Origin of the sequence: Cognatitamlana onchidii, from assembly GCF_004804355.1 — a bacterium.
Taxonomy (GTDB): domain Bacteria; phylum Bacteroidota; class Bacteroidia; order Flavobacteriales; family Flavobacteriaceae; genus Cognatitamlana; species Cognatitamlana onchidii.
Map to the genome: position 1 here is coordinate 246330 of NZ_SRWZ01000003.1, position 21923 is coordinate 268252.

17 protein-coding genes are annotated in these 21923 nt (G+C 33.4%); 9 read left to right on the forward strand and 8 right to left on the reverse strand.

The annotated features are described in order from the left end of the window. Positions 1 to 121: 121 nt before the first annotated feature. The 6 genes from E5D58_RS07370 to E5D58_RS07395 all read left to right on the forward strand — a co-directional run bounded on the left by E5D58_RS07370 (position 122) and on the right by E5D58_RS07395 (position 7720). Positions 122 to 1927, forward strand: coding sequence for a tetratricopeptide repeat protein (locus tag E5D58_RS07370; RefSeq protein ID WP_168796653.1), 1806 nt, complete (start codon positions 122 to 124; stop codon positions 1925 to 1927). A gap of 8 nt (positions 1928 to 1935) precedes the next feature. Continuing rightward, complete coding sequence (locus tag E5D58_RS07375; RefSeq protein ID WP_136481209.1) at positions 1936 to 3687, forward strand: tetratricopeptide repeat protein; 1752 nt, start codon at positions 1936 to 1938, stop codon at positions 3685 to 3687. 17 nt (positions 3688 to 3704) lie between these two features. Further along, positions 3705 to 4127, forward strand: coding sequence for a thiol-disulfide oxidoreductase DCC family protein (locus E5D58_RS07380; protein WP_136481210.1), 423 nt, complete (start codon positions 3705 to 3707; stop codon positions 4125 to 4127). Between the two features lie 119 nt (positions 4128 to 4246). Further along, on the forward strand, positions 4247 to 6307 hold the full coding sequence (locus E5D58_RS07385; RefSeq protein WP_136481211.1) for a DUF4139 domain-containing protein: 2061 nt from the start codon (positions 4247 to 4249) through the stop codon (positions 6305 to 6307). Between the two features lie 133 nt (positions 6308 to 6440). Beyond that, positions 6441 to 6941 carry a DUF6978 family protein gene (locus E5D58_RS07390; protein ID WP_136481212.1) on the forward strand — a complete coding sequence of 167 codons (501 nt, stop codon included), beginning with the start codon at positions 6441 to 6443 and terminating at the stop codon, positions 6939 to 6941. Continuing rightward, entirely contained in the window at positions 6938 to 7720 is a 783-nt protein-coding gene (locus tag E5D58_RS07395) for a DUF1828 domain-containing protein (RefSeq protein WP_136481213.1), read from the forward strand. Before E5D58_RS07390 ends, E5D58_RS07395 begins: the two co-directional genes overlap by 4 nt. Before the next feature lie 162 nt (positions 7721 to 7882). Here E5D58_RS07395 and E5D58_RS07400 read toward each other — a convergent pair whose 3' ends face one another. The 7 genes from E5D58_RS07400 to aroC all read right to left on the reverse strand — a co-directional run bounded on the left by E5D58_RS07400 (position 7883) and on the right by aroC (position 15654). Further along, complete coding sequence (locus E5D58_RS07400; protein WP_168796654.1) at positions 7883 to 9043, reverse strand: flavohemoglobin expression-modulating QEGLA motif protein; 1161 nt, start codon at positions 9041 to 9043, stop codon at positions 7883 to 7885. Next, positions 9040 to 9879, reverse strand: a complete 840-nt coding sequence (locus E5D58_RS07405; RefSeq protein ID WP_136481214.1) for an N-formylglutamate amidohydrolase — start codon at positions 9877 to 9879, stop codon at positions 9040 to 9042. The genes E5D58_RS07400 and E5D58_RS07405 overlap by 4 nt, the downstream gene beginning before the upstream one ends. Before the next feature lie 2 nt (positions 9880 to 9881). Next, positions 9882 to 10703: a sulfurtransferase gene (locus E5D58_RS07410; RefSeq protein WP_235835864.1), complete on the reverse strand. Its 822-nt coding sequence runs from the start codon at positions 10701 to 10703 to the stop codon at positions 9882 to 9884. Positions 10704 to 10738: 35 nt separating this feature from the next. Next, a complete protein-coding gene (gshB, locus tag E5D58_RS07415) occupies positions 10739 to 11776 on the reverse strand; it encodes a glutathione synthase (protein WP_136481216.1) in 1038 nt (345 codons plus the stop codon). 256 nt (positions 11777 to 12032) lie between these two features. Next, complete coding sequence (locus E5D58_RS07420) at positions 12033 to 12791, reverse strand: helix-turn-helix domain-containing protein (RefSeq protein ID WP_136481217.1); 759 nt, start codon at positions 12789 to 12791, stop codon at positions 12033 to 12035. A 214-nt stretch (positions 12792 to 13005) separates the two neighbouring features. Continuing rightward, positions 13006 to 14331, reverse strand: coding sequence for a dicarboxylate/amino acid:cation symporter (locus tag E5D58_RS07425; RefSeq protein ID WP_136481218.1), 1326 nt, complete (start codon positions 14329 to 14331; stop codon positions 13006 to 13008). A gap of 261 nt (positions 14332 to 14592) precedes the next feature. Further along, positions 14593 to 15654 carry a chorismate synthase gene (aroC, locus tag E5D58_RS07430; protein WP_136481219.1) on the reverse strand — a complete coding sequence of 354 codons (1062 nt, stop codon included), beginning with the start codon at positions 15652 to 15654 and terminating at the stop codon, positions 14593 to 14595. A gap of 186 nt (positions 15655 to 15840) precedes the next feature. On the opposite strand from aroC, the gene E5D58_RS07435 reads away from it, so the two are divergent. Then, positions 15841 to 16701 carry a UDP-2,3-diacylglucosamine diphosphatase gene (locus E5D58_RS07435; protein ID WP_136481220.1) on the forward strand — a complete coding sequence of 287 codons (861 nt, stop codon included), beginning with the start codon at positions 15841 to 15843 and terminating at the stop codon, positions 16699 to 16701. Here the strand turns inward: E5D58_RS07435 and E5D58_RS07440 are convergent. After that, the gene (locus E5D58_RS07440; protein ID WP_136481221.1) at positions 16693 to 19596 is read right to left on the reverse strand and encodes an FAD-binding and (Fe-S)-binding domain-containing protein; all 2904 of its coding nucleotides are present in this window, start codon (positions 19594 to 19596) and stop codon (positions 16693 to 16695) included. The two genes, E5D58_RS07435 and E5D58_RS07440, sit on opposite strands and share 9 nt — an antisense overlap. Before the next feature lie 125 nt (positions 19597 to 19721). Here E5D58_RS07440 and E5D58_RS07445 point away from each other — a divergent pair, with 125 nt between their 5' ends. Continuing rightward, a complete protein-coding gene (locus E5D58_RS07445) occupies positions 19722 to 20144 on the forward strand; it encodes an outer membrane insertion C- signal (protein ID WP_136481222.1) in 423 nt (140 codons plus the stop codon). Positions 20145 to 20283: 139 nt separating this feature from the next. Further along, positions 20284 to 21735, forward strand: coding sequence for an MltF family protein (locus E5D58_RS07450; RefSeq protein WP_136481223.1), 1452 nt, complete (start codon positions 20284 to 20286; stop codon positions 21733 to 21735). Positions 21736 to 21923: the final 188 nt, after the last annotated feature.

Sequence of the window (21923 nt, forward strand, 5' to 3'; positions counted from 1 at the left end):
TAGCTATCTTAGTTGTAGCTAAAATTTCAATCTAATGAAAGTTCTTTCCTCTTTAATCCTCATTGTTTTTATTAATAACATTTCATTTTGTCAAAACCAAAAATATATAGACAGCCTTAAAATGGAATTAAAATCAAGAAAACAAGATGACTCTATTAAAGTAGCTATTTTAACAAGGCTGCATGAAAAACTAATGTTTTCCAAACCCAAAGAAGCAAAATCTTATGCCGAAAAAGAGCTAGAAATATCAAAGAAAATAAAATATCATAGAGGCATCGCCCTTGGCAATATGCATATTGCAGATTATTATTTTAATAAAAGTCAAAACGATTCGGCATTACATTATTATAAAATAGCTAAGCATTACTTTACTGAAGCTAACAATATTAGAGGAATTATATTTATCAACCACTCTTTATCATCAATAGAAAGCACCATTGGAAATTTAGACGAAGCCATAATCATTACAAAAGACAACATTGAGTTAATAAAAGAACATGAAAAAGAAGGTGATGCAAAAACTAAATTTATTGGAGCCCAGTATAGTGCCTTGTCTGGTATTTATATAGAAAAAGCTGACTTTAAAATAGCGTTAATTTATGCTCTAAAAGCTTTAGATTGCTTTGAAAAGATAAACCATGAGACCAGAAAAGCTGACGTCTTAAAGCAAATTGGCGACATTGAAAGTAATTTAGAAAACTATAATTCTTCTATAAAATATTTTAAGGAAGCCTTAGAAACTTACAAAAAATTTGATGAAGCCTTTTATATGGCTTACACCTACAATTCATTAGGTAGTTCATACCAAAATTTAAATGATTTTAAAAGCGCTCAAAACTATTTTAATTTAGCGATTATCAATGCGAAAAAAAGCTCAGACAATCTAGCATTAACAAATGGTCTTTGCAATTTAGGTGAGTTAGAACGTATTCAAAATAATCTACATAGAGCAGAAAAAACACTAACACTTGCAAAAGATATAGCAGTAAAGGAAAATATAAAAATTGCTGCTATTAATGCTTACTACAGTTTATCAAAAACCGAATATGATTTTAAAAATTTTACCCGAAGCTTAAAGTACAACAAAAAAGCTATTGAAATTTCTAATTCAATTGGAGCATCATCTCATCTAGCAGATTCATATAAACAACATTCAAAAATTCTTGAAAATCTAAACAGCAATAGTGAATCCTTAAAATTCTTAAAGCTCTATCAAACAATAAGTGATAGCCTATTTAATGCAAAGAAATTTCAACAAATTCAGGAACTAAAAACCATTTATGAAACAGAAAAAAAAGAAACTCAAATTGCTTTACAAGATGAAGAAATTAAAACGCTTAATATACAAGCAAAAAACGATAGACTTACCAAAACACTTTATGGTATTGGTATGCTATCATTCTTTACCATTTCTGGCCTACTCTATTTTGGGTTTAAACAACGCATTAAGAAAAACAAAATAGCTAGAGAAAAACAAGAAGCCATCTATAAACAGGAAATTGCATTTAAAAAGAAAGAGTTGGCTTCTCAAACTCTTCATTTAGTTCAAAAAAACACGTTTATTCAAGAACTCAAAGAAAACTTAGAAAAAATAAAGAAATCGCCGGAATTGTTTAAGGTGGAGTTCAGAAGACTGGTAATGCTCCTTAAAAAAGAAAAAGCTGAAGACAAAGACTGGGAAATCTTTAAATCGTACTTCTCTGAAGTACACAATAATTTTGACAATAAGCTAAAGACGATTTATGCCGACATTACGGAGAAAGAAATCAGGCTTGCCTCTTTTTTAAGAATGAACCTTTCTACTAAGGAAATCGCTTCCATGCTTAACGTCTTACCTGAAAGTGTTTTAAAGAGTAAATACAGGCTTAAAAAGAAACTCAATCTTACTAAAGAAGACGACCTTAATACATTCTTAAATAGTCTATAACATTTTCTATGAAAACAATTTACCTCTACAGTTTTCTTTGCATTTCGTCATTTCTTCATAGTCAAAGCGAAAAAAAAATTGACAGCATCAAACAATTGCTTCCAATTCAAAAAGACACAGTCAAACTAAAATCATACGGAGCTCTAAACAGGCTTTTGCTAAAAACCGATACTGACCTTTCTAAAACCTATTTAGACAGTCTAGTTCTAATTGCCAATCAATTAGATGAAAAAAAATTTAATTCTTTAGCTCTAAGTAGATTAGGATACTATTACTATTATATTTCAGACTACCACAAAGCAGAGGCATATAATATTAAAGCCATTAAACTCCATAGAGAATTGAACCTTAAACAGCCGTTATACAAGGCGTTGAATGTACTTGGAATTGCACAAAAATATTTAGGTAAATTAGAAGAGTCTATGGAATCGCATATGGAATCTTTGGCTATAAAAGAAGAGCTTGGTGTTACTGGTTTTGGACTAGCAGCTAGTTACGTTAACATAGGCAATTTACTTGCCGAGCTAGATAATTTCGAGGCTTCCGATGAATATTATTTAAAGGCGTATTCAATATTGAAAGAAGCCGGCATGGAAACCTTTAGCAGTCAAATTCTTCACAATATTGGAGTTAATCAAGATGAATTAAAAAACTATGATAAAGCACTTGAATATTATTTTAAATCATTAGAACAGTTTAGAAAAGAAAAAAACCATCTACAAATAGCAAAAAATCTAAATTCAATTGGAGGTGTATATTTAAAGCAAGATAGTTTAAACAAGGCTAAAAAATACTTGAAAGAATCTTTAGAATTAAGTAAACATTATGGTGAAAAACAAATGGTTGGTCTTACTACTAAAAATCTAGGAAATGTCTACTTTAAGGAAGGGGACTTCAAAAAAGCATTAAATCATTTTAAAAATGCGTCTGCTATTTCTATAGAAGCAGGTACACTTACAAGAGGTTTAAACAACTATCAGCAGATTGCAAAAACTTATGCTGCCCTTGGCAACTATAACAAGGCCTATGAATACAGTGAACTTCATTTTCAAAAATACGACTCTGTTTTCAAAAAAGAGAAAATTGAACAGATTAACGAGTTAGAAATCAAATACCAAACCGAAAAAAAAGAAGCAGCCATTGCTCTTCAAAAAGAAGAAATAAAAACACTTAATGTACAAGCGAAAAACGATAAACTTACCAAGACTCTTTATGGTATTGGTATGCTATCATTCTTCACCATTTCCGGTCTACTCTATTTCGGGTTCAAACAACGCATTAAGAAAAACAAAATAGCTAGAGAAAAACAAGAAGCCATCTATAAACAGGAAATTGCATTCAAAAAGAAAGAATTGACCTCTCAAACACTTCATTTAGTACAAAAAAACACCTTTATTCAAGAGTTAAAAGAAAATCTCGAAAGAATCAAAAAATCACCAGAATTGTTTAAAATTGAGTTTAGGCGTCTTGTTATGCTTTTGAAAAAGGAAAGTGCAGAGGATAAAGATTGGGAAGTATTCAAGTCTTACTTTTCTGAAGTTCATAATAACTTTGACAACAAGCTAAAAGCCATTCATACAGATATTTCTGAAAAAGAAATAAGGCTTGCCTCTTTTTTACGAATGAACCTTTCTACTAAGGAGATAGCATCTATGCTCAACGTACTACCTGAAAGTGTTTTAAAAAGTAAATATCGCTTAAAAAAGAAACTGCAATTAGACAAAAGCACAGATTTAACTGAGTTTTTAAACACTTTATAAAGCATTATCTTTGTAATATGAAAATTGATATTGAAAAAGATAAGCATCTTGTCTTATTTGACGGCGTATGTAACTTATGCAATAGCAGTATACAATTTATCATTAAGCATGATAAACAACAACATTTTCGTTTTGCACCTTTACAAGGAAAAACAGGTCAGGCTCTTATTAAAACCTTTAATATAGACACCGCTAAAACTGATTCTATTCTTCTATACAGCCCAAAAACTAATGATATTACCTACAAAAGCTCAGCTGCATTGAAAATTGCTCAAAACTTAAACTTCCCAATAAATATGCTAGCTGTTTTTTTAATACTTCCTGCTTTTTTAAGGAACGTAGTTTACGACTTTATCGCTAAAAACAGATACAAATGGTTTGGAAAAAAAGAATCGTGTATGATACCTACACCAGAATTAACAAGTAAGTTTTTGGATTGAATTACACCCTAAACTAGTCCAAAACATACGCTAACTCATTTAAGGGCATATATCACGCATTCTTCATAGTACAGTATGCTGATTCGTTATAGTTTTAACTAAACTTTAAATAACCAATCATGAAATACGCCATTATCTTTTTTCTTTTATGTGTCTCAATGACACGGGCTAATACGAATCCCACTCCGTCTTCAATTAAAACTGTAACTGTATTTGTTGATGGCGCTCAAATCACGCGATTGGCCAAAATCTCTATAACTGCAGGCACTTCTGAATTTTCGTTTGTTAAATTATCTCCATATATACAGGAAAATAGCATTCAAATTTCGGGGCTAGATAATACATCTGTTTTATCTATAAATTATGCCATCAATCATTTAACAGCACTGGATAAATCTGAAAATATTGTAAAGCTTCAAAACGACTTAGAAAGATTAAATGATGCCATCCAACTTGAACAAAATAAAATGTCGGGATATGAAGAAGAATTACTTATTTTAAAAGAAAATAGATTGCTAGGCAACGCCAATGAAGTTGTAAATCTTGAAAAACTTCGAAAATTTACATCCTATTACAGTGCACGCACAACAGAAGTAAATGGACTTATTTATGTAGCTTTAAAGAAGAAGAAAGACTATGACAAGCAAATTAACAAAATCAATAAGCAATTAGAAGCATTAAACATTGATGATAAAATTCAAACAGGAGAAATAAAATTAAAACTAAATACCAAGATAAGTAAGCAACTTAATCTGGTCATAAAATACAATGTTAATAATGCTGGTTGGTTTCCTAGTTATGATTTAAAAGCAAAAAATATTAGTACGCCTCTTGATCTATATTATAAAGCCCATGTGTATCAAAACACAGGTGTCGACTGGGATAATATTAAACTCACCCTATCAACTAGCGATCCAAATACGAATAACATAAAGCCAGATGTAAATTCAAAATATCTGAACTTTACAAGCCGAAACAATAATTACAAAAGTGAAAACGCTACTAAAAGCTATAATTACAAATACAATCCCTATATAAAACATATTAGTGGCATTATAACAGATGAATCGGGCACGCCTCTTCCAGGAGCTAATGTTATTATAAAAGGAACTGCAAATGGTGTGATAACGGACTTTGATGGTGTTTTCAATATAAGTCCTAATGGTGGTAAAGAACTTGAAGTATCTTATGTAGGTTATAGAACTGAAAGTATTCCTATACATTCTAGTGTGCTTAATTTGAGCTTAAAAGAAGACTTTGAAGTGTTGGAAGAAGTTGTTGTTACAGGTTATGGAACATCGGAAAATACTGCTTTGGCAGAACTTGTTTCTGGTGTAAGTATCCGTGGAGCTTCTTCAATAAGATCTAATAAAGAACCACAATATATAGTAGACGGCATTCCTATGAACTCAAATAAATTTAAAGATATAGATCCAGGCATGATAGCAGATATAGAAGTTCTTGAGGGAGTTACAGCCAAAAACATTTATGGAAGTAGAGCCACAAACGGAGTCATTCTTGTTACTACAAAAAAAGAAAATTATACCGCCTTAGGTGATATCATTACAGAAGGTATTACTAATACTAATTTTGAAATTCAAAAACAGTCTACAATAGCGTCAGACGGTAATATTTCTGCTATTGAAATTGACCAATATAGTATACCTGCTACCTTTTCTTATTTCGCTGCACCCATAATAAATGAAAATGTGTTCCTAACAGCAAAAATTGGATATTGGCAACAATATAATTTATTGCCAGGAGAAGTGAATATATATTTTGAAGATAGCTATTCAGGCATCACCACAATTAATCCCTATGCAGTAACGGATAGCTTAACCATTTCATTGGGTGTAGACCCCAATGTAGCGATCAAAAGAAAACCAATCAATAACTATAAAAAAAACACATTAATTGGAAATAGCAAAGTGCTAGATAAAGCTTATGAAATAGAAATAAAAAACAATAAATCGACCGCTGTAAATGTAGTTATTGTTGATAGGGTTCCTATTAGTGAGCATAAAGACATAAAAGTAGATAATGTAGAAACTGGAACTTCTGATTACAATTCTAAAAAGGGTCTTTTAAATTGGAAAACTACCATTTCTCCATATCAGTCTAACTCCTATAAATTCTCATATAGTATAAAATACCCACGCTATAAAAACATTAATTTATAGTGCCTATATGCTAATAATTTTAGACGCCTTAAACTTGATTTTGTCAGAAAATTTGTCGAATTTCGTTTAACGTTTGATATAAGTCATTAAAACGGACGTATATCATTGAAGTTATAAGTAATATTAAAACAAAATGCTAACTAACCAAGAAGCGAAATATTTATTGAATTTGGAAAAGGTTTTAATCGACCCTAACCAAACTGTTGACTTGTCCAAAAAGAAGAACAGATTGGAATTAATTTCGCATCAAGATTCAGACTATGATTTTTGGGTGGAAATAACAACAAATCAAAAAATAATACTTAAAACTTCTATTCATCATTTGGAGAGCAACTCATATATCGGACTTTTAAGAATTGACTACAAAGGTGGACATCATAATCCTGCTAATATATTACCTACTCTGCCTGAATTCTTAAAACCATACGCTGATAAATGGTTTAAACCGACTGAATCGCATATGCATATTTATGTTGAGGGTTATAAACCTCTGGCTTGGGCAATTCCATTGACTGATGTAGATTTTCCAGTAAAGGACATAACTCAACCAGCTGACTTATCCGATTTAATATTTAACTTTGCTCGTGAGATAAATTTAAAATCTCTAATTAACATTCAACAAGCAATACTTTGAACTGGGTAAACACATATGTAAATGAATATTACAATTGGTTAAGAGAAAAAACCTTTATCCAAAAGGACTCTGACACAGATTGGTTTCTAATCAATACGCCTTTTGTAGGTGCATTTAATGACACTATTGAAATTTACGCCCAGAGGAAAAATGGACATTTGAGGTTAAGCGACAATGGAGAAACTATGTCAAATCTTGAGCTACAAGGATTACATATCCAAGGTTCAAAAAGACGCAGAGCTCTTTTGGATACAATTCTTCTTAATTATGGCATTCGTTCGGAAAATGATGAACTAACTATTGAGGCAAATATTGAGAATTTCTCTCAATGCAAACACAATTTTCTTTCTGCGATAATTGAAATTAACGACCTGTATGTTCTTTCCAAACACAATGTCGCATCAATTTTCAAAGAAGACGTTAGAAATTATTTGGACAACCAAGATATAATCTACACGCCTGACTTTATTTCAAAAGGAACAACAGGCTTGGAATTTAATTTTGATTTTCAAATTGCAAAAAAGGATAAGGAAATTGTAATCAAATCCTTCAATATAATTAACAAATCCAATTTACCTACTTTCTTATTCTCTTGGGACGATATAAAACCTGTAAGAGAAAAAATAACGAAGAAAAAAGTAAACGCAGTAGCAATAATTAACGATGTCGAAAAGGAAATTAAAACGGAATTTCTGGAAGCTTTGAGAGCCAAAAACGCTGATTATATATTGTGGACTCAAAGAGACACAGAAGAAAGTAGAAAATTACTTTCTGCATAAATACTACTTACAACAACGGCTATAGTTCATTACGGCTGAAATTCCTAATCGGAATTTCAAGCCTTTTTGCTAAATTTATGGCTACGGCGGAATGATACTCGCGTACCATTCCGTAACGAAACCATAGCCCAAACCGTTAAACGAAGCCTTAAAAAATCGCACCTACTTCAAACTTCTTAAAATAAAATCTACTTTTTTGTTCGTATTTTTATTCTCTGCATAAGCATCTGTGATATGCTTGGCAGGAACCGCCAAACCTTTATAAATAAGCGATTGGATTTCATTGGTATATTCTAAAGTCACTTTCCCTGTAAGTAGTAGACTTAAATCTTTCCCTTCATGATAGTAATCATATACCTTTTTTAAACCTGTTAAGTACAAATAATCTTTTGTAAATCCGCCGCCTCTATGCGCACGAACGGTGATGTAAAAAGCTTCCTCCCTATTTAAATCATATTGGTTATGCAACATCCTAAAGGTTCGTGAAAAGCTATAGCCTTTTGCTAAACTATCTACAGCAATCACCCTGTAAGCCAACTCCTTTAAGCGTTTTACAGTTAGGTTATTACTCATGTATTCCGAGAACACAGCTAAACCTTCTTGGGTTTCTTCGTTGTTTGGGAACCCATGAGAAAATATTTTTAACGGATGCAACATGCCATTCATGGTAGTTACCATATGCACGCCAATCTCATGATGTGTTAAAATGGCTATTTCATTATCTGAAAACGTGTGATTAGAATTTAACACCAAGGTTTTTATATTATTTAAAACCATGGCTATAGCACTTATTTTATCCGATTGTTCAATGGCATAGGTAAACTCATACTTTCGGGAATAATTCTTAAAAAACTGCTCGGACTCGGTAGCAGAGTACTTTGGTTGAAACTCTGGCAGGCTTTTGTTTTCATCTTCAAAATGAAGAATAAACTTGGCGTTTTCAACATCTTTTTCGGTTGGTGTCCCAAAACAGTGCAAACAATTGTAATAAAACTTTTTACCGTCACCAATGGTTTCAATACACTGTATCAAACCAGAGTAAGCATAAATAATATCTTCGTATAAATTCTTAATCTCTGGATCTTCAATAAGTTCAATGGGCTGCGTAAATAACTCCCTATGAAGTTTAAATTTATCAAAATTGATACTAGGATATTCAAATAAAGGTGCTTTAAGGTATTTGGAAGAAAAAAAACGTTCCTTTTGCTCTTCTATATTTACTGGATTTACATAACTTAAAAGTTCTATTTGCTTTACTAAAGCATCAATATGCCTATCAATCTGCAATAGTTCTTTTGTAACCGCTTTATTTTCAATCTTCATAAAGTCTCACTTTTAAACTTACTATAAACCTCCATTGCATGTTTTGGAATTCGATTTCTTAATTCGGTTTCAACAATATGAACTATCTCAGGAAATATAATTTGCTCATGCTCATCGCAATATACCTTTGCAATTTCGGTCGCCAAAACTAAAGTATTTTTGAAGTTATTTGTTATGTATTTCAAAAAATATCCATTACCCATAAAAGTGTCATTTATTTTTGAAGTGGATTTAATACCATTGGTAAACATAATCTCAGACAAACTTTGCCGCCAATTTTCTATAACACCACCAAACCTATTATTATCAACATTTATGGTTCCTAAATTCCAGGTAGGTACTTCCCTGTCCCAACGTTTCCAGTTGTAGCTATGCATATCATACACAACACACAAACCAAACTTTCGTTCTAAAACCTCGATAAGAGCAGACACTACTTTATAGAAGTTTGCATGTTTTTGTAAACTCTTTTCTTTCACGGAAAGAGGTAATGCTTTATTCCAAAGTTGCTTGCCCCAAGCGGTTTCAAAAACGGCATGATCGGGATCTCTATTCAAATCATATTCAAATCTAGAATCACAACCTGCAATTACAATAGGATGGGATTGTACCATCTGTTTCGTTCTAGGATCCTCCTCATACCAGCGTTCATACTCGGTATGTATGCAATTATCCCAAAGCTCTTTTCTAAATTGATGCCCATCATGAATCGCTGCACAAGCATAGGGAACATAGCTTTCTATTTTTATGGTAAACGAATAATCGAAAGCAACAGCCTCAAAACATTGCTCATTTTTTATCCTGTTTATAATCCTATCTATTGAAAGTTTTTCCATAACTAAGCTTTTACCAAAGTGCCCCATTCTGTCCAAGAGCCATCATACACCGATATATTTTGATACCCTGCTATAGTTGCTCCTAAAGCTAATACGCATGCGGTAATTCCAGATCCGCAAGAAAAAATAATAGCATCACCCTTTTCTGCAAGCATATAAAAAGCTTTTTCTAATGCTACTTTGGGCTTTAACAACCCATCCTCTAAAAGATCTGTATAAGGCAAATTAACGGAATTTGGGATGTTACCCATACGAAGTCCGGTTCTAGGCTCCTCAACTTCGCATTGAAAACGTCCAGAGGATCTTGCATCAATGATAGTGTGCGTCTTTTGTTTTGAAGCCTGCTCAACATCTTCAAAAAATTTCATGTGCTCAGTGCTAAGTTGTCCCATAAAATTACCTTGAACACCACGATACTCGGTCATCGGTTCAATCTGATACCCTGCCTTTTGCCATTCTGGAAATCCACCGTTTAAAACAGCAATATTATGAAACCCAAACGCCTTAAACATCCACCAAACACGTGCACTAGAATAAATACCTTTATCATCGTACACAACAATAGCACTATCTTGGTTTACACCAAGCAACCTGGCTTCTTTCTGAAATTGTTCGATAGTTGGGAAAGCACTTGGAAATGCATTACCGGTATCACTAAAACGTTTCTTTATATCGAAAAATCGCGCCTTAGGGATTTGGTAAGTGGACGTATTAAAAACTTTATTAATTGTACCATCCAGTACGATAATATTTGTGGCTTCTTGATGTTTATGCAACCAATCTACAGACACTATTGGTGTACTGATAACAACCTGTAAATTCATACAATCGTAATTATTAGAAGTTAAAAAACCCACCATTAAGCATCTTCTACGGCTTTGCGTAGTCTGGTACGCCTATCGAAAGCCTCAAGTTTATCAAGTACTTTCATTTCAAGAAAATCAATAACTTTTTCTTCAATTTTAATTTTCAGCTTGTAGACCTTATTGATATAAGTAATACCTCCAGGAGACATGACGTTTACCTCAACTAGTTTTCCTCCAATAACATCAATACCCACAAAATACAAACCATCATTTACTAGCTTTGGTCCTATTTGCTTACACAATGCCTTTTCTTCCTTAGTTAAACTGTGTCGTTGCACACTTCCCCCTGCAGACACATTAGAGCGATGATCATCGTTTCCTGGAACACGCTTCATAGCACCAACAGGTTCACCATTAAGCAATAAAATTCTTATATCCCCTTGATCGGCCCCTTCAATATAATCTTGCAAAATCACGTAGTTAGACTTACCATCACTACTATTTATATAAAAATCTAACAACGAATTAATATTGCTCATAGCCGATTTTTCTATGAGAATAACTCCTGAACCTCCAAAGCCATTCAAAGGTTTAAGTATCATTTTATCTGCGGCAGACTCTTTTATCTGTCTAATTAAATAACGCTTACTTTTAGATACATGGGTAGCGGGAATAATATTACTATGTGTATCACCAAAGGCAGCCGTATACAGTTTATTGTTAGCTTCACGCATACCCTGCAGTGAATTCATGATAAACACATCGTCTTTTACAGAGTCTAAAAAATTCAACATTAATGGATCTAACGGCGGGTTGGCTCTAAAAAAAATGACATCGAACCCAGCAAGGGGCAACATCTCCTCTCTTAATTTAGCTTTATTATAAAAAGATTTTAGCGAACTAGGTGTTTTTTCAAAACGACCAACCACTGTACAATTTGCTGTAGTTACACTATTTCTAATGGTAAGACTTTCTGGAGTACACATGGCAACACCATGCTTTCTTTTAACACATTCCTTAATTAGTGTTAAGGTCGTGTCGTTTTCAGGATCAATTTCTTCCCAAGGGTACATGATAAAGCATACATTCATAGTTAACTATTATTAATTGATATAAATTTAATTTTTTTTTAGTACAACCCAAAATCCAATGGCGTCTCTTTTAGGTGCTCAATATTGAATCAAGGTCTCCATTAGATATTCTCAACAATTCTTAACTTTCAGTTAACAATCAATCTTTAATTTGTTTAGTAAACGTAATTAATTAAACCAAAAATCATAAATATTTATTAAGGTTTATTTTCACTTGCTTAGACTAATAATAAGTCAAAGAGTTTTATCTATCTTTTTATATGATACCCAAATCTCTTGCGAACCTCACTAATTCAGCAGTACTATTAGAATTCGTTCTTTGTTTCAAATTTTTAATTCGCTTTTCAATGGCGGAAAGAGAAATAGTCATTTTATCAGCCATCTGTTTCTGGCTATAACCAAAGCCCATTAATATTAAGATTTCCTTTTCTGTTTTATCAATAATCATTGATTCAATATCATTCGGTAAAGAAGTTTTTATATGTCCTTTAGAATTTAATTGTCGCTTTAACAAATCAATTTCATTGCGCAGTTCTAAAAACTCAATTGTTTTTCTGGGCACTTTAGTATTATTTTCGACTTCTAAAAAGCCGGGCACAACCGCCTTAAGAGGCGATTCTAATGTTTCTTTTATAGATTTTTTAATTTTACGCTTTAATTTCCCTCCCCAGTCACTATCATTCTTGTCATAGGTGATTACTCTTAAAGCCCTCAAGTCAAATGGTACATCATCAATAGACTCAGAAATTAAAATAACTGGTTTCTTTGAGGCATGAGCTAGACCTAATTCATAAAAAACATTTGCATTTTGCCTTGTTAGGTCAGCAATAATTATTGAAGAACTTTGAATTAGCCCCCATATGTCTTTCACAATTGTACTCGGTTTATAGATATCGTCTGCTCTAAATGATGTTAATCCAAGTTCCTTTATAGCTTGATAATAGATATTATTATAATATTCATCAAAATAACCGCCAAAAGGCATAATTACAAAGCAAACATCTTTTTGTTTCATTAGTTTAATATTTAAATTCCTATATCAAATTTAGAATTTTTCTCACTAGGGGAAAATTCAAGTTATCAACATATATGAACAAAAGACACCTTCTAAAACTCTGAAACTCTTAATAAAAACTTTGTTTACTTATTTTTCTGCATGTGATTATTTCTCGCACTCCCAAAAGTAAAGAAACTATCGTTCAATAATTGGATTATCACCAGAATTAGTATTATTTAACTTCATCATAATGATCATCCCATTCTTTAGGCTTTGGATCGTGCAGTTTATCTAATGATTTAGCAACTATCATAGAAACTGTGGCATCTCCTGTAACATTAACAACTGTTCTGCACATATCTAGAGGTCTATCTACTGCAAAAATTAATGCAATGCCTATAGGCAATAATTCTGCCGGAAAACCAATAGATTCCAGCACAATTACTAACATAACTAAGCCTGCACTAGGTACCGCTGCACTACCAATAGATGCCAATAAGGCTGTAACTATAATCACCAACTGGTTTGAAAAGCTTAAGCCCTCTGGCCAGATAACTTGCATAATAAAAACAGCTGCTATACCCTGATATAAACTAGTGCCATCCATATTTACCGTAGCTCCTACTGGTAACACAAACCCAGACACTTCTTTATCAACGCCTAAGTGCTCTTCTACACGCTCCATTGTTACTGGTAAAGTAGCTGCACTACTACTAGTTGAAAAAGCTAATAATTGTGCTGGACTGATTTGTTGTAAAAACCATAGTGGTGATTTTTTTGTGTATGCACTTACTAACAACAAATAAAAAGCGATCATTATTATGAGACCACCAACAACACATATGGCATACCATAATAACTTTATTAAGATCTCGGTATCATCAAATGCTATGATAACATTAGCCAACAAGGCAAATACCGCATAAGGTGCAAAAAGCATAATGAGGTCTACCATTTTCATGACGACTTCATTTAAAGAATCAAAAAAATCTATTAACGGTTTGGCTTTCTTCTCGCCTATTAGTAATAAGCAAATCCCAACAAATAACGCGAAGAAAATTACTTGTAACATAGATGCCTCCGAAAAAGACTTGAATATATTGCTTGGAAAAATATCTACCAATGCTTGCAAAGGACCTGCTTCCTTTTGCGCCGATGCCTTCGCTAACTTATCTGTTACCCCAGCATCATTTTCATATTTATCCTTAATTTTTTCGATGGTATCCTGAGGCATCCCATCTCCTGGCTTTACTACATTAACGATACTTAAACCTATAATAATAGCGACTACGGTAGTACCTATATAAATACTTATGGTTCTTAAGCCCATAGATTTAATCTTTGAAATATCTTTTAAATCGGAAATTCCCTTGATTAAAGATGCTAAAATTAAGGGAACCGCAATAAGTTTAAGGAGATTAATAAAAATGGTGCCAAAAGGCGCTATCCAATCTGCCACAAAGCCCTTACCACCATCGATAGCATTCATGATAAATCCGAAAATGATTCCTAGAATCATTCCTATAATAATCTTCCAATGCAGTGCTAGTTTTTTCATGTTAGATATAAGTCTTTATAAGAAGCCACAAGATAAGTATTTTTAAAACGGAAACTAAAAATAGAAACGCCTAAGGACGTATTTAACACTAGAAGATTTAACCCTTTTTGGAAACTATTTTAGCCCCGATTGATGCGGCATCCTATATTGTGAAAAACCAATAATTTATATGAGTTAAACAGTTTCTTACTATTACTAAACTGTTTAGATACTGAACATGTTAAGCACAATAAAGATATAGCGGAAAGCGGAAAATAGCTTCTAATGATACAACTTATTAATTAAATGGAAATCGGCTAAAACTAAAGCTGCCATAGCCTCTACAATCGGCACAGCACGCGGAACAACACATGGATCGTGGCGTCCTTTTCCTTGCATTTCTACAATGCTTCCTTCCTTGTTAATGGTTTCGTATTTCTGAATAAGCGTAGCTACAGGTTTAAACGCTACATTAAAATAAATATCCATACCGTTGCTTATGCCACCCTGAATACCACCAGAGTAGTTAGTTTTTGTTGAACCGTCGGTATTAAACGCATCATTATGATCTGAGCCGTACATTGTGCTGCCATGAAAACCACTTCCATATTCAAAACCTTTTACAGCGTTTATAGAAAGCATAGCTTTTCCCAATTCGGCATGTAATTTATCGAACACAGGCTCCCCAAGACCTACTGGCACGTTTTTAATAACACAGCTAACAATACCACCAACAGTGTCCCCTTTACTACGTACCTCTTTAATATATTGCTCCATTTCTGCAGCCATTTTTTGGTCTGGACAACGTACAATGTTAGATTCTATTTGAGTTAAGTCTAATTCTGTATACGGTTTGTTAAGTTTCATGGTACCAACACCAGATACATAAGCCTTTATTTCAATGCCCTTTAAAACTTGCTTTGCAATAGCACCGGCAACTACACGGCAAGCCGTTTCACGAGCCGAACTACGCCCTCCCCCTCGGTAGTCTCTTAAGCCATATTTTTTATCGTACGTGTAATCGGCATGACTGGGTCTGTAACTATCTTTTATATGTGAATAATCGTGAGATTTCTGGTTTGTATTTTCTATAACAAAACCGATGGAAGTTCCGGTAGTAACCCCTTCAAAAATCCCTGAATAAAACTTAACGGTGTCTGGTTCTTTACGTTGCGTAACGATGGCTGATTGCCCTGGCTTTCTTCGATTTAATTCATTTTGAATATCGTCTAAATCTAAGGTAATTCCCGACGGACACCCATCTATTACACCTCCTAAAGCAGGTCCGTGAGATTCTCCGTAAGTTGTTAGATTAAAAAGTCTTCCAAAGGAATTTCCAGCCATAATTTCAATTTTCGGCTAAAATAAAGCTATTCCGATAAATAAGGAAATGAAATACCATCTTGTTATAGATTAATTTGAGTAAGAATAGATAACAATATTTTAACAAACACCTGATATTTAAATAATTATAACGTAATCATATATTAATATAAGAATAAGTTATTTGTGAGGTATAAAACCAATGCATTGAAAATAAAAAGAAAACTAGAAATTGCAGTTATATCGGATGTTCATTTGGGAACCTATGGTTGTCATGCCAAACACCTGCTAACCTATTTAAATAGTATTGAACCCCAAAAGCTCATTCTAAACGGCGATATTATTGATATTTGGCAATTTAGCAAACGTTATTTTCCTAAATCCCATCTTAAAGTCATAAAAAAAATAATGACCATGGCTTCCAATGGTGTGGAAGTAATCTATATTACTGGTAATCATGACGAAATGCTAAGAAAATTTAGTAGCACTACTATTGGGAACATCTCCATTGTAGACAAAGCTGTTTTAGAGCTTCATGGTAAAAAGGCTTGGTTTTTTCATGGTGACGTTTTCGATATTTCAATACAAAATGCCAAATGGTTAGCAAAACTTGGTGGCTATGGCTATGATTTGTTAACCCTTCTTAATAGACTCGTAAATTGGTACTTAGACAAGCGTGGCAAGGAACGTTATTCTTTGTCAAAGAAAATTAAAAACGGGGTTAAAGGTGCTATTAAATATATAAGTGCCTTTGAAAAAGTAGTGTCGGAATTAGCTATCGAAAACGGTTATGATTATGTAATATGTGGACATATACACCAGCCTAAACTAGAACATTTCGAAAACAAATATGGTAAAACCATTTATTTAAATTCTGGAGATTGGGTTGAAAACTTCACGGCTTTGGAGTACCAATTTAAGCGTTGGAAAATCTACAATTTTAACAAAGACAAACTAGCCCCATTCATTACAGATGAGGATATAAACGATTTCGAAAATTTAGAAACTAAAGATTTAATTGCAGCAATTACCATAGTAGACAAAAAAAAGCTCAAAAAATCAAATTAAAGCTTCTTTTAAGATTGAAATTGGGTGCAATGCCTCTCGATCTGTGCCATCCTTAATCTGATGTCTGCAACTGGTACCATTAGCCGCAATAATAACATCCTGAGAAGCCTTTCTAACAGCTGGAAAAAGGGTTTGTTCGCCTACTTGCATGCTTACATGGTAGTGTTCCTTTTCATAACCAAAGCTTCCGGCCATCCCACAGCAGCCACTTGGTATAACACTTACTTTATAGTTTTTCGGCAAGTTTAAAACTGAAAAACTAGATAACTGATTCGTTAGCGCTTTTTGATGACAATGTCCATGGAACTTAATGATCTTTTTGTCGTTAGTAAATTGCTCTGGTCTTATATTACCTAATTTTATTTCCTGTTGTAAAAACGTTTCTATTAAGTAAGTGTGCTTTGCAATTTTTTTAGCCGAATCTTTATCGTCTGCCAGTTTTAAATATTCGTCTTTAAATGTTAAAATTGCTGAAGGTTCAATTCCTATTAAAGGCGTGTCTCTTGAAATTAAGGTCTTGTAATATGTTACATTTCGATTTGCGCATTTTTTAGCCTGTTCCAGTAAACCTTTAGATAAAAAGGTTCTACCCGACTCGTCATTTTTAATAATTTGAACGTTGTAGTTTAGTTTTTCTAAAAGATACAGGGCATCCTTACCAATGCTAGTATCTAGGTAATTAATAAACTCGTCATTAAAAAGATAAATAGTTTTAAGATACTCTTTTTTTGATTTTAATTGCTTTTTGTAATAAGCTTCCAGAGTCGATTTAGAAACCAAAGGCAGGTTACGTTCTTGAGCAATGCCAAAACAAGCTTTTAAGAATCTAGATGAGATTTTATTCGAAAAAAATAAATTAGAAATTCTAGGGGTAAGACTGGCTAGTTTATTAAACTGTGTATTAAAAGCAAAAAGCCTTGTACGCAATGAAATACCATTGGATTTTTGATATTGATATAGAAACTCAGCTTTTAAACTTGCCACATCCACACTACTTGGGCATTCGCTTTTGCAAGCTTTACAACTCAAACATAAATCGAAAACTTGCTTTAATTCCTTGTGATCAAATTTATTCTCTTTATCAGAATTAGTTAAAAACTCCCGTAATGCGTTGGCTCGGGCCCTAGTTGTATCCTTTTCGTCTCTTGTAGCTCTATAACTTGGGCACATCGTACCGCCAAATTCCGACAGTTTTCTGCAATCACCAGATCCATTGCACTTCTCTGCTGCTCTTAGTATGCCTAGGCTGTCAGAAAAATCAAGTAGTGTTTTTATATTTGGTTCCTCCCTATTTACTGTATACCTTAAGGATTTATCCATTGGATAGGCATCTACAATTTTCCCTGGATTAAATATATTATTAGGATCAAAGGCCGTTTTAACGCGCTTTATAATTTGGTAGTTTTCCTCTCCAATCATGAGTGGTATAAACTCGGCTCTTACAATACCATCACCATGTTCCCCACTCATTGAACCATTATATTTTTTAACCAAATGTGCCACATCGGTGGTAATCTTTCTAAAAAGCTTTACGTCCTTACCTTGCTTTAAATTTAATATAGGACGTAAATGAATTTCTCCAGCCCCTGCATGTGCATAATAAATGGCCTCTTGCTTATAAACTTTCATCAAGCTCGTAAATTCCGTAATATATTGAGCCAAATCAGGTAAGGCAACCGCAGTATCCTCAATACAGGCTACCCCTTTTTTGTCGCCAATTATATTACCTAACAACCCTAATCCTGCACTCCTTAAGTTTACAGCTTTATTAATATCTTGCCCTCGTAATACCGGGAACGCATAACTATAGCCAGACCTTTCTATTTCATCTAAAAGGCTTTTAGCTAGCGCTTCAACCTCCTCCTTAGTATCTGCCTTTACCTCACACATTAAAATCGCTACAGGATCCCCTTCAATAAACTGTCTGTTTTCTTGTTGTGTCTTGTTATGTTTCGTACAGTCTAGAATGGTTTTATCCATCATCTCACACGTATACAAATTATGCTTCATTACAGGCTGAACAGCTTTCAAACAGCTTTCAATACTATCAAAATGAGCTGCAACCATGATACTATGGGCGGGTGGTAAAGGATCTAGCTTTAAAGTTATTTGTGTTGTAAAAGCCAAAGTTCCTTCGCTTCCTGTTAAAAGCTTGCACATATTAAAAGAGGACTCAGAATTACTAAAAACATCCGATTTTATTAATTCATCAATAGCGTATCCAGTATTTCTTCTATGGATTTCGGGCTTTGGAAAGTTATGGTTAATCTGGTTTTTAACTTCCTCGGACTTCAATTCATTGTAAATAGTGCCATACAATGCCCCCTCTAAGCTTTCTTCTCTTATTTTATTTTTAAAGGCTTCTTTTGAAATGTCCTTAAAAACGGCTTCAGACCCATCACTTAATATGGCCTGTATTTCCATAACTTTATCGCGGGTAACACCATATTGTATAGATGTGGTTCCAGAGGAATTATTACCTACCATACCCCCAATCATACATCGGTTTGATGTAGAGGTGTTGGGACCAAAAAATAAACCGAACGGTTTTAAGTGGTTATTTAAAGCATCACGTACCACGCCGGGTTGAACAGTTACGGTTCGTGCTTTTTCATTAACTTCAATAATCTTGGTAAAGTACTTCGAAACATCAACTACAATGCCCTCCCCTACGCATTGTCCAGCTAGAGATGTCCCAGCTGTTCTTGGAATAAGGGACTGGTTATTCTTATTCGCATAATCTATTAGTAACTTAATATCTTCATTATTCCTAGGATACGCCACACCAAAGGGTATCTTTCTATAAACTGAAGCGTCCGTAGCATAAATGGATTTGGTTAACGCATCAAAAAACAGCTCACCAGAAAATTTTGACTTTAAGGTAGTTAGGTCCATAAACAAAAATTATACAAAATAGATTATTATATTAAAATTTTGGCAGTAATTTTATAACCATAAATAATTTGAAATATACTTCAAATAAAATAGTTTTTATAACTAACAGGCAAAATATCGAACTTATGAAAAAAATAATTTTTAGCGTTTTCATGATATCGTCTTTAGCGTTAAGCGCTCAAGAATTAGGAATTCGGTTTGGCGATGTTTCTGGCGAAAATAACGTAGCCCTAGATGGTGTTTTTGATGCTGGAATGCATAGAATTCACGCAAATATCTCCTTTGGAAAAGGTGTTGGGATTGATGCCCTTTGGGATCTTATACACAAACCTTTAGGACAAGATAATTTCAATTGGTATGCTGGTGTTGGACCATCAACCTATATCGGCGACAACTTTTTTCTTGGTGCAAGTGGCGAGATAGGGTTAGAATTTATTTTTGATGTGCCTCTTACTATTGGCATTGACTATAGACCCACCTTTTGGATTATTGAGAATACTACATTTGATTGGGGCGGTTTTGGATTAAATGTGCGCTACAGATTATAGTTTAAAAAATTTAATAAGGTTGACTTTCTTTCCTTAGATGTTTTACAAAGCACATGTCTTTTTAATGTGTTTACATTTCTTATCCAATAGCTTTAATTTTTATATTCTTTGTATATTAAGCCTTATTTGATGCTTTCATATGCGAACTCCACTGCGATTTTTATTAGTTCTTTTTATTTTTTTTCAAGCCTGTAATTCAACTCCTGATAAGAAAAAAGAAATAGATTCTTTTGATGAGACCCCAATATCGACGCCCATAAAATTTGATCTTCCAGCCATAAAAGAAAGAGGTGTTTTAAAAGCTATTGTAGTACATGGACCTACCAGTTTTTTCATATACAAAGGGGAAACAATGGGATTTGAATATGAGCTTTTAAGAGACTTAACCAAAGCACTTGGGGTTGAGCTAGAAATTGTCGTTGCAAAAGACTTTGATGTTCTAGGTGGATGGCTTAATAGTGGTAAAGGAGATATTGTTGCGCATGGCTTTACACCAACAACAAACAGAAAAAAGCGTTTCGAATTTACCAATTATCTATACTTAACGCGACAAGTTTTAGTGCAGCGAAAACCTCATAATTGGAGACAGTTAAAACTTCATGAAATTAAAAGGACCCTTAAAAATGATGCTATAGAACTAATTAATGATACCGTAAGTGTAAGACGTTTATCTTCTTATAAAATGCGGCTAGAAAATTTAATGAATGAGGTGGGAGGAACCATTTATATTGATGAAGTTGACTCAAATATCACAACAGATGAACTTATTGGTATGGTAAGCGCAGGCGAAATAAAATATACTATCGCCGATAACACCCTTGCAAAAATGCATGCCTATCATTTTAAAAATATTGATGTTTCAGTACCAGTAAGTCTTTCACAAAAAGCATCTTGGGTTTTAAGGAAAAATGCTCCTGACTTAAAAGCGGCATTAAACGATTGGATTAAAAAAGCCAAAAGGCAATCAGACTATCATGTTATTTATAATAGGTATTACAAAAATAGACAGAGTATAAAAAAGCATACTGAAGGTGACTACGTTTTAAATGAAAATGGTAAACTCAGTCCCTATGACGATTTAATTAAGTCTTATGCGGATAGGCTCCCGTGGGATTGGGTGCTCTTGGCGAGTCAAGTTTACCAAGAATCAAGGTTTGATCCTACTGCCAAAAGTTGGGCTAGTGCGCAGGGACTCATGCAAATTATGCCCTCTACTGCCAAAGAATTAGGGATTTCAAACCCTTCTAGCCCAGAAGAAAGCTTAAAAGCCGGAACTAAATATCTAAACCAGTTATGGAATGAATGGCCTACAATAGAAGATCATGAGCAGCGTATAAAATTTACCTTAGCTAGCTATAATGCTGGGTTAAATCATGTAAAAGATGCTGTGACTTTAACAAAACTTGAAGGAGGTAATCCAACTGTTTGGGAAAATCATGTTGAAAATTCTATGTTAAAACTAACTTATAGAAAGTATTACACTAAACCAGAAATAAAATTCGGGTATGTACACGGCGTTGAACCTGTTAACTATGTAAAAGATATTTTTGAACGCTATAATTTATACAATCAAATTCTTGAGAATGGGTAACACTAAGCTTTTAAAATAAATACTACCATGCTTTAAGGAAAAGTATTGTTTTTTAGTTATAATTTTGAAAATCTAGTATCGTATTATTCGATATAGAAAAGATAATGATTGCTTTTGGTAGTCATACTATTTACTGAGATTTTGACATGAGTACTAAACCCATGTAACAGATTAAAACATTTAGAACC

Coding starts and splice junctions, on each gene's coding strand:
- E5D58_RS07370 (WP_168796653.1), top strand. CDS start 122: ATGGAATTAAAATCAAGAAAACAAGATGACTCTATTAAAGTAGCTATT.
- E5D58_RS07410 (WP_235835864.1), bottom strand. CDS start 10,703: ATGAATTTACAGGTTGTTATCAGTACACCAATAGTGTCTGTAGATTGG.
- E5D58_RS07450 (WP_136481223.1), top strand. CDS start 20,284: ATGCGAACTCCACTGCGATTTTTATTAGTTCTTTTTATTTTTTTTCAA.
- E5D58_RS07400 (WP_168796654.1), bottom strand. CDS start 9,043: ATGAAGATTGAAAATAAAGCGGTTACAAAAGAACTATTGCAGATTGAT.
- E5D58_RS07425 (WP_136481218.1), bottom strand. CDS start 14,331: ATGAAAAAACTAGCACTGCATTGGAAGATTATTATAGGAATGATTCTA.
- E5D58_RS07440 (WP_136481221.1), bottom strand. CDS start 19,596: ATGGACCTAACTACCTTAAAGTCAAAATTTTCTGGTGAGCTGTTTTTT.
- E5D58_RS07385 (WP_136481211.1), top strand. CDS start 4,247: ATGAAATACGCCATTATCTTTTTTCTTTTATGTGTCTCAATGACACGG.
- E5D58_RS07405 (WP_136481214.1), bottom strand. CDS start 9,879: ATGGAAAAACTTTCAATAGATAGGATTATAAACAGGATAAAAAATGAG.
- E5D58_RS07420 (WP_136481217.1), bottom strand. CDS start 12,791: ATGAAACAAAAAGATGTTTGCTTTGTAATTATGCCTTTTGGCGGTTAT.
- gshB (WP_136481216.1), bottom strand. CDS start 11,776: ATGAATGTATGCTTTATCATGTACCCTTGGGAAGAAATTGATCCTGAA.
- E5D58_RS07375 (WP_136481209.1), top strand. CDS start 1,936: ATGAAAACAATTTACCTCTACAGTTTTCTTTGCATTTCGTCATTTCTT.
- E5D58_RS07445 (WP_136481222.1), top strand. CDS start 19,722: ATGAAAAAAATAATTTTTAGCGTTTTCATGATATCGTCTTTAGCGTTA.
- E5D58_RS07390 (WP_136481212.1), top strand. CDS start 6,441: ATGCTAACTAACCAAGAAGCGAAATATTTATTGAATTTGGAAAAGGTT.
- E5D58_RS07380 (WP_136481210.1), top strand. CDS start 3,705: ATGAAAATTGATATTGAAAAAGATAAGCATCTTGTCTTATTTGACGGC.
- aroC (WP_136481219.1), bottom strand. CDS start 15,654: ATGGCTGGAAATTCCTTTGGAAGACTTTTTAATCTAACAACTTACGGA.